We start from the raw sequence: 6,037 nt of genomic DNA, 5'->3' as shown, positions 1-6,037 counted from the left end.
CGACTACTGGGACAAGGCTCTGAGTGGGGATAAGGCATTGGATCATCTTGGCCGCGACGTCTTCGCCTTCTATCGTTGCTTCCAGTCTGGATCCTATTACGCGGCCATCAAAGAGACCATGCGCCAGCTTGGTCGGGANGCTGGTGGGCCGCGCCTGCCGCTGCTGCCGTTGGCAGACGAACAGAAAGCGGCCATCGCAAAGATCATCGCCGACGCCGGTCTCGCTCGTTGGGCTAAGGCTTAAGGAGAGCTAATATGCAGTCTGAGCTTATCATCCGGGGCCGCTTCCATCCCACCAGTTGTGGTCGCTTCCTTTCGATATTGGCGCGGATGTGCTCTCGCGCACAGCAAGCCGTGATCGCTTGGCAGCAAATCGCTCGTGGTTGCCCGGTCAACGCCACAGCGTCGCGAAGCCGATCGCGTGGAGCGCGAGCCCCGACCGGATGACGTCATGTCAGGCAGAGCACACTCAAGCGATCATGGTTCGGACCGATCGAAAGTACGCCGGCCGATCTCTTTCTGTCTGAGACGCCAGCACGAACCCCTTCGTGTCCAGCCATGCTGGCATCTTCAAGACCAGTGTGCAGACAAGCGCTTGCATTCCCAATTTAGTCGCGCGGCCGCCCCCCGCTTCTATCTCGCCGTCCCAACCAGTCGCTGAGTCGCCTGATCTCTTTCGCTGGCAGCCCGAGCGCGGACAGGTTCGTGACGAGAACCTTAAAGAGCCCACGCTTCGCGCCAAGCCATCGGTCGGAGAACATCACGACCTCAACACGCGTATAGTGCTCCAATCAGCGGGTGGGACTGATCCGGAAGTCAGCATCGTAGATGTCGAAGAATGCATTGCGATCGTACTCAGATATCTTCGGCGCGGAGAGGAGCGCCGATTGGACCAATTCGATAGTCTTTGCTCGGCTCTGGCTGAGATTTGTTCCGCTTGACGCGCTATTGTATCCGTTCCTCAGATCCCAATCGCTTCATAGGCTTCGGCGATTTGTCGGATGGAGACGACGTAGGCGGCGGTCCTGTAATCGCCGAGCTCCGGCTGTTCCTCCATGAGATCTGCAATTCGTGCCCAAGTGCTTCGCATGACGTCCTCAAGGCCGGATCGAACAAGGTCGATCTCTGCGCCTCCTTCAAGAAACTCGTCGCGCATATCAGCGGGAAACTCCTTGCCGGTCATTTGTTCAAGGGCTGCGGCGATCGTCTGGTTTCGCCTTTCTCGGCGCCGCCGTTCCATCAATCCGAAGGGGATGCGCGTCAGGTTCTTCGCCCACTCGAAGTAGCTGACGACCACGCCGCCGGCATTCACATAGAGATCCGGTAGGATAGTTATTCCTAGAGAACGGAGCATCTTGTCTGCCTCGAACGTGACAGGGCCATTGGCGGCTTCTACCACAAGATGCGCCTTTATGCGGCGTGCGTTTTCCGAATGAATGGCGTTCTCCATCGCCGCAGGAATGAGAACATCACAGGGCAATTCGATGCCCGTCATGTCGCCGGCGGCGGATGTTGCACCTGAAAAGCCCAGAATGCTGCCCGTTTGAAGCTGATGCTGCTTTAGCAGTTCAATCGGGAGGCCCTTCAGATTGGCGACATAGCCGTTCCGCTCAGCAATGACGATCACGCGAGCGCCGTCCTCTTCAGACAGGAACTTGGCGGCGTGATAGCCGACATTGCCAAAGCCTTGGACGACAACAGAAGCGTCCTTGAGATCGCGTCGACCATTCAAACCTGGGGTGCGTGGATCGCGAAGATAGCTTTGTATCGCAAACTGCACGCCCCTGCCCGTTGCCTCGGTGCGACCGGCAATACCGCCCTTCGACAAAGGCTTTCCCGTTACGCAGGCGCGCGCGTTGACGACGTCGGTCGGGTTGGCGCGACGGAATTCGTCCATCATCCAGGCCATTTCCCGCTCGCTTGTGCCTATGTCCGGGGCCGGAACATTGACACCGGGACCTATCAGGCCGCGCTTGTTGAGTTCCTGGGTGAAGCGGCGGGTGATGCGCTCGAGTTCCTGCGGGGTCCATTCGCGTGGATCAATCTTGAGGGCGCCCTTCGAGCCGCCAAACGGCACATCGACAAGCGAGCATTTGAGCGTCATGAGCGCAGCAAGTGCCTCCACCTCTTCGGCATCGGCGTTCGGCGCATAGCGAATACCGCCCTTTACGGGTTCAGAGTGCTCGCTGTGGACTGATCGCCAGCCGATGAAGCTATACATGCGCCCGCGTAGTCTCACGCCGAAGCGGACAGTATAGGTCGAGTTGCATTGAATGATCCGCTCGGCCAATCCTTCAGGGAGATCGAGAAACGTCATGGAATGACGGAAATTCTGGTCGACGCTTTCAAGAAAGCCAGCAGAGTTAGCCTGCATCACCCACCTCTCATTGTTGTAATAGCGTCCCCGCGCAGGGATGTTTTGGCTGGAGTCGATCGATTCTGCGTGTGTGTATTGCGGCGCCACTAGGTAGCTCGCTTTACTAACTCGCACCTGTCGTGGTGAGCTCGCATGGACCGTCGATTCCTTCTTGACAGCCAACGCAGCGGCATTGCTCGCGGCCGCTGATCGACGACCGGTTTGGCTCGGAAGAATTCAAATTCATGGGTCACATTGCGCTCACGTAAAGCGCATTTTCTCGCAAAATGCTGTGTTTGACAGCGACCAAGGCGGAGCGTACTGAAATCGGGAGCGACCGAGACCTATGCGACGGATACGACGTTTGCTGGTCGACCACCCAAAATGTCGCGAAGAATTTGAAGGACGTTAGAGAGTTCATTAAGATCGTTCGGCGCGCCAAGGCAGAGACGAATTGCGCCGGGGTCACCCTCTCCCACCGTCGAGGCGATGCGTGGGGTCACAAGTATGCCCCGACCTCGTGCTGCGGCGGAAAATTGATCTGCGGACCACTCTTTCGGCAATGGCAACCATCCGTAGAAGGCTGGGAATTGAAGTTTTTCGGCTTTGGGAAAGACGTCCAGGAACACCCTGTAACGCTCGAGCGCCTGTAGACGTCGCTCACGCAGAAGTTCGCCCAGCTTGCCGCTCTCGATCAGCCGCACTACTGCTTCGCTTAGCATCGGAGCCACAAACCAAGCGGAGGCGTGCAGGACGAGCTCGGCTTGAGAAATGTAGGTCGTCGGGACCGATAATGTGCCGAGTCGGAAGGCCGGCGCAAGGCATTTGGAGTAGGACGTGACGTAGAAGGTGCGGCTCGGTGCCAACGAGGCGATCGGCACAGGACGCTCGGTGAAGAAAAAACCGTAAACGTCATCCTCTATAACGGTGAGATCGAGCTGCTCGGCCAGTTCAGCGATGCGCTTCCGGCGGGCAAGGTTCATGGTGCGAGCCGTGGGGCTCTGCAGAGTGGGCATGCAATAGAGCACTCGCGCCCTGGACGTGCGGCAGGCCTGTTTCAACGCCTCTGGATCCATCCCCTCCTGATCCATGTCCACGGGGACTAAGTTGAGGTGACTGGCAGCGGCGATGGCTTTGAAGCCAGAATAGGTGAAGCCATCCACTAAGATGCTGTCGCCGGGCTTTGCAACCAGGCGCAGAGCGATGTCTATCGCGTGCTGGGCGCCGTTGCACAGGAAGAGCTGCGCCGGCTCGACCACGAGGTTGTTGTCAGACAGTGAGGCTGCGATGATTTCGCGGTGACGAGGGATGCCGCCATGAGGGTGGTAGCCTAACAGCGGTGCAAGATCGCGCTCGCGCATCACCTCGCCAAACACCGCAGACAGGATCTGCGTTTCGCTTCCATGGGCGGGCACGTTTAGCGCTAAATTGACCGGTTCATGTCTCGCTCCCGCCGCATCGGCGCGAGCGGAACGCCGCCGGACGAAGGTACCTTGCCCGACATGGCCGCTGACGATGCCGCGCTGTTCGGCCTCCTGATAGGCTTTGCTCACGGTGCCGACGGAGAGACTAAGCTCTCGTGCGAGCTCACGGTGCGGCGGCAGGCGGTCGCCGTCCGACAGCCGGCCGTCGGCGATGTCCTGCTCCAGAGCACTGACCAGGGCAAGGTAACGCGGCCCCTCGGAGGCGAGTTGCCGTGGCCGCCACCCCGAAAATGTCGCATCCAAGCTCATGTCCCGCGCTTCCTTTCCTTTTCGTCTCATAGCTTGTTAGACATGAAGATGGCCGACATATTTTCTCACAGTGTAGGATTCCAAACCCTCGATGCCGCCTTCGCGGCCCCAGCCGCTGTCACTGATTCCGCCGAAGGGGGTTTCGGGTATCGTCACCACCATCTGATTGATACCGATGACGCCCACCTCCAGCTTCTCCGCTATGCGGTTGGCGGTCGCGGCGGAGCGGGTGAAGGCATAGCCTGCCAGACCGTAAGGCAATGCGTTCGCGCGAGCGATGGCCTGTTCTATGTCATCAACAGGTTGTACCAGCGCAAGCGGGCCGAATGGTTCCTCTCTCATGGCTCTCGCCTGGTCGGGCATATCCGCTAAAATGGTGGGCCTGTACATCAGGCCGGTCTCTTTCAGACGTTCACCTCCGACCACAAGGCGCGCCGAATGCGACAAGGCGTCGGAGATCAGATCATCCATGGCAGCGACGCGGCGGGTATTGGCGACGGGACCAACGGTGGTTCCCGCTTGCAGACCGTCTCCCACCACCTGCTTCTCCACGAAGGCTCGAGCGTGATCGAGGTACTCCTCGTAGACCGACTGTTCGACGAAGAAGCGTGTCGGCGAAGTGCAAACCTGGCCCGTGTTACGCAGCTTGATCGCCATTGAGAGCTCCGCCGCGCGCTGCACGTCGGCGTCTTTCGCGACAATCACCGGCGCATGGCCACCCAGCTCCATGGTGGCTAGCGTCAGAGTCTCTCCCGCCAGTCGAGCGAGGTGGCGTCCCACCGGGGTCGATCCGGTGAAGGAGATCTTACGGATGACCGGGGAGCGCAGGAGATATTCGGAGATTTTCGCCGGTACGCCGAAGACCACATTCAGCACGCCTTTGGGTAGCCCTGCATCGGTGAGCGCCCGCGCTAATTCCAAGGTGGTGCCCGGCGTTTCCTCAGCGGGCTTGATGATGCAGGTGCACCCAGCGGCAAGAGCAGGGGCGATTTTGCGCGCGGGCGTTACGGCCGGGAAGTTCCAAGGCGTGAAGCAGGCGACGGGGCCAACCGGCTCTTGTGTGACGGTCTGGCGCATATCCGGAAGGCGCGCCGGGATAACACGGCCATAGCTGCGCCGGCCTTCCTCCGCGAACCAGTCGAAGAACTCTACGGCCGCAGCGATCTCACCTTTTGCTTCCGCCAGGGTCTTACCCTCTTCCAACGTTAGCACCGTAGCAATGTGGTCTAAGCGCGCGCGCATCAAATCAGCGGCGCGGCGCAAGATCTGCCCGCGCTCGTACGGCGAGGTTCGCTTCCAGCCCTCAAAAGCCCGGCGTGCCGCCGCGAGTGCGCGGTCGAGCTCTGCCGTTCCGGCGTGCGGCAGCGTGCCGAGAGGCCGTTCTGTGGCAGGGTTGAGAACGGGTTCGCTTCCAGCGTTGGTTTCCTCGATCCATTCGCCATCGATGAGGAGTGCCAATTTCGTATACATATTCCATTCCTTGGACAGGGTAAGGTGCGCTCAAACGCCGGTAGGCGGGAGCCCGATTGGACAGAATTCTTGAGTCCGGGCAGTGCTGATGCGAAAGGTTGGTACTAAACCCCGCATCGAGTGATCTGCCTTCCAACGGCGATCACTACGTCCGAAACTAACGCCGTTGCTGGTGAGATCCGTCATCGACGTTGATTTCGCGTATGACAAAATTAGACCGCATGTTGCCTCTCCTTAAGCCTTAGCCCAACGAGCGAGACCGGCGTCGGCGATGATCTTTGCGATGGCCGCTTTCTGTTCGTCTGCCAACGGCAGCAGCGGCAGGCGCGGCCCACCAGCNTCCCGACCAAGCTGGCGCATGGTCTCTTTGATGGCCGCGTAATAGGATCCAGACTGGAAGCAACGATAGAAGGCGAAGACGTCGCGGCCAAGATGATCCAATGCCTTATCCCCACTCAGAGCCTTGTCCCAGTAGTCG

General features: G+C 59.5%; 3 protein-coding genes and 2 pseudogenes. 1 reads left to right on the top strand and 4 read right to left on the bottom strand.

Features of this window, described 5'->3' with window-relative positions; genetic code table 11:
* A pseudogene (locus tag YUA_RS46650) lies at positions 1-244 on the top strand (dihydrodipicolinate synthase family protein); the annotation flags it as partial.
* A gap of 717 nt (positions 245-961) precedes the next feature.
* Here YUA_RS46650 and YUA_RS0140640 read toward each other — a convergent pair.
* The 4 genes and pseudogenes from YUA_RS0140640 to YUA_RS46640 all read right to left on the bottom strand — a co-directional run.
* Positions 962-2,317, bottom strand: a complete 1,356-nt coding sequence (locus YUA_RS0140640) for a Glu/Leu/Phe/Val dehydrogenase (RefSeq protein WP_035973058.1) — start codon at positions 2,315-2,317, stop codon at positions 962-964.
* A gap of 383 nt (positions 2,318-2,700) precedes the next feature.
* The gene (locus YUA_RS0140635) at positions 2,701-4,089 is read right to left on the bottom strand and encodes a PLP-dependent aminotransferase family protein (RefSeq protein ID WP_027535756.1); all 1,389 of its coding nucleotides are present in this window, start codon (positions 4,087-4,089) and stop codon (positions 2,701-2,703) included.
* 36 nt (positions 4,090-4,125) lie between these two features.
* Positions 4,126-5,559 (bottom strand): NAD-dependent succinate-semialdehyde dehydrogenase, encoded by a 1,434-nt coding sequence (locus tag YUA_RS0140630; protein WP_027535755.1) that lies wholly within the window; start codon positions 5,557-5,559, stop codon positions 4,126-4,128.
* A gap of 234 nt (positions 5,560-5,793) precedes the next feature.
* A pseudogene (locus YUA_RS46640) lies at positions 5,794-6,037 on the bottom strand (dihydrodipicolinate synthase family protein); the annotation flags it as partial.

The organism is Bradyrhizobium sp. WSM3983, from assembly GCF_000473045.1.
GTDB lineage: Bacteria > Pseudomonadota > Alphaproteobacteria > Rhizobiales > Xanthobacteraceae > Bradyrhizobium.
The sequence above is the reverse complement of the archived record's forward strand: the minus strand, read 5'-3'. Positions and strand labels throughout refer to the sequence as shown.

Coding starts and splice junctions, on each gene's coding strand:
- YUA_RS0140640 (WP_035973058.1), bottom strand. CDS start 2,317: ATGACGTTTCTCGATCTCCCTGAAGGATTGGCCGAGCGGATCATTCAA.
- YUA_RS0140635 (WP_027535756.1), bottom strand. CDS start 4,089: ATGAGCTTGGATGCGACATTTTCGGGGTGGCGGCCACGGCAACTCGCC.
- YUA_RS0140630 (WP_027535755.1), bottom strand. CDS start 5,559: ATGTATACGAAATTGGCACTCCTCATCGATGGCGAATGGATCGAGGAA.